Below are 2,949 nucleotides of genomic sequence, written 5' to 3'. Positions count from 1 at the left end.
AGGCTGGCCAGCAGAACGTCTTCCACCAGCGCATCGACGCGCCCCATGTCGCGGTACAGCAGGCCCAGTTCGKTCAGCCCCGGCAATTTGCCGCGCAGGAATTTGGCCGACTCGGCCAGTTGCTGCATCAGCAGGCGTTGCAGGGCACGGCGATGCTGGAACTCGGCCTCGGCCGGCGTCGAAAAACGCCCTTCCTTGACCGTACCGTTCTCCTCCACCAGCGCCGGATACACCGTCATCGACAGCCCGGCGATCTTCTGCTGGGTTTTCTCGGCCACGGCGGCGAATACTTTCGGCTCCACCGGCTGCTGGCTCTTCGCGGATTGCGGCACCGCCAATGCCGCCTGGCTGGCCTCGGCGAAACGCGCCGTCAGTTCGGCCAGATCGCGACCTTCACCGAGGAACTTGCCCTGGGCGTCGACGATTTCCAGGTTCATCCGCAGATGGCTTTCGACTTGCTGCGCCGCCTCACTCCAGGCTTCATCGCTGACCCGCGCACCGGTCATGCGCAACAACTCACGACCCAAGGCCTGGGGCAGCGAGCCCTCGGCAAAGGTCATGCGCTGCAAGGCCGCCTTGACGAAGTCCGGCACCGGCACGAAGTTCTTGCGCAAGGCCTTGGGCAAATTGCGCACCAGGGCAATGCACTTGGCTTCGATGACGCCAGGGACAAGCCATTCCAGGCGTTCCGGCGGCAGCATCGGTAACAGTGGTGCCGGTACGCGCAGGGTCACGCCGTCCCGTGGATGGTTGGGTTCGAAGTGGTAGCTGAGCGCCAACTCCAGATCGCCGAGATGCAGCGTATCCGGGTAATGCTGGGCGGTGACTTCACTGGCTTCGCGGGCCAGCACGTCTTCTTCGCGCATGATCAGCAGCTGCGGGTCTTTCTGGCTGTTGATCCGATACCAACTGTCGAAGGTCGCCGTCTGATGGATCTCCGCCGGCAATCGCGCGTCATAGAAGGCGTACAGGGTTTCTTCGTCGGCGAGGATGTCGCGGCGACGGGCCTTGGCTTCCAGTTCGTCGAGTTGCTCCAGCAACTGCGCGTTGGCCGTCAGGCACCTGGCCTTCGACTGGATTTCGCCACGCACCAGTGCTTCGCGGATGAACAATTCACGGGATACCACCGGGTCCACCGGGCCGTAATGCACCGGCCGACGCCCAACCACGATCAACCCGAACAGGGTGATCTGTTCGAACGCCACGACCTGGCCGCGCTTCTTCTCCCAATGGGGTTCGAAGTGGTTTTTCTTGATCAGGTGCCCGGCCAGTGGCTCGATCCAGTCGGCATCGATCTTCGCCACCATGCGCGCATAGAGCTTGGTGGTTTCCACCAGTTCGGCGGTCATCAGCCACTGCGGACGCTTTTTACCGATACCCGACGACGGATGAATCCAGAACCGCCGCTGACGGGCGCCAAGGTAATCGCCCTCTTCGGTTTTCTGGCCGATCTGGCTCAGCAACCCCACCAGCACCGCTTTGTGCAGTTTCGGGTAGTCCGCCGGCTCTTTGTTGAGGCTCAGCTGCATGTCGCGGCAGATCAGGCTCAGCTGACGATGGGAGTCACGCCATTCACGCAGGCGCAGGTAATTCAGGAAATTCTTGCGGCACCAGTTGCGCAACGGATTGGCAGTCAGCGCCAGGCGTTGTTCTTCAAAACCGCGCCACAGATTGACCAGTCCGGCGAAGTCCGAGTCGGCGTCTTTCCACTGGGCATGGGCCTGATCCGCCGCTTGCTGACGCTCCGGCGGGCGTTCGCGCGGGTCCTGGATCGACATGGCACTGGCGACGATCAGCACTTCCTGCAAGCTGCCGAGTTTCGCCGCTTCCAGCAACATGCGGCCCATGCGCGGGTCCACCGGCAATCGCGCCAGTTGCCGGCCGAGCGGCGTCAACTGGCTGTTGCGGTCCACCGCCGAGAGTTCTTGCAGCAGGTTGTAACCGTCGCTGATGGCCTTGCCATCCGGCGGCTCGATAAACGGAAACGCGCTGACCTCGCCAAGGCGCAGATGCAACATCTGCAAGATGACCGCTGCAAGGTTGGTCCGCAGGATTTCCGGATCGGTAAATTCCGGGCGACCGAGAAAGTCCTCTTCGCTGTACAGGCGCACGCAAATGCCTGGCTCGACCCGCCCGCAACGACCTTTACGCTGATTGGCGCTGGCCTGGGAAATGGCTTCAATCGGCAGGCGCTGGACCTTGGCCCGGTAGCTGTAACGGCTGATGCGCGCGGTGCCGCTGTCGATCACGTAGCGAATGCCCGGCACCGTCAGCGAAGTTTCCGCGACGTTGGTCGCCAGCACCACGCGACGGCCCGGGTGCGACTGGAAAATCCGCTGTTGCTCGGCCGGTGACAGGCGTGCGTACAACGGCAGGATTTCGGTGTGTTTGAGCTGAGCCTTGCGCAGCATGTCGGCGGCGTCGCGAATCTCTCGCTCACCCGGCAGGAACACCAGTACGTCACCGGGACTGCGGCGCTCGCTACGCTCAAACGCGGCGATTTCGTCGAGGGTGGCGAGGATCGCCTGGTCCACCGTGAGGTCGTCCTCGACGTGGTTACCCTCTTCGTCCTGCTCCAGCGTCAGCGGGCGATACCAGGTGTCCACCGGGAAGGTACGGCCGGAGACTTCGACAATCGGCGCGTCATCGAAGTGTTTGGAGAAGCGTTCGAGGTCGATAGTCGCCGAAGTAATGATGACTTTCAGATCGGGACGACGCGGCAGCAGGGTTTTCAAATAGCCGAGCAGAAAGTCGATATTGAGGCTGCGTTCGTGGGCTTCGTCGACGATGATCGTGTCGTAGCGTTCCAGATACCGGTCGTTCTGGGTTTCGGCCAGCAGGATGCCGTCGGTCATCAGCTTGATCAGGGTGTTGGAATCGCTCTGATCCTCGAAACGCACCTGATAACCGACCAGTGCACCCAACGGCGTGCCGAGCTCTTCGGCGACC

1 protein-coding gene is annotated in these 2,949 nt (G+C 62.3%); it reads right to left on the bottom strand.

What is annotated here, in order from left to right:
- Window positions 1-2,949, bottom strand: a 2,949-nt coding sequence (gene hrpA, locus ACXRVY_RS22525; protein WP_458238278.1) for an ATP-dependent RNA helicase HrpA, incomplete at both ends; no start/stop codon positions are given.

This window comes from Pseudomonas sp. P5_A2_2 (genome assembly GCF_054177685.1).
This window is presented reverse-complemented; position numbering and strand designations above follow the sequence as displayed.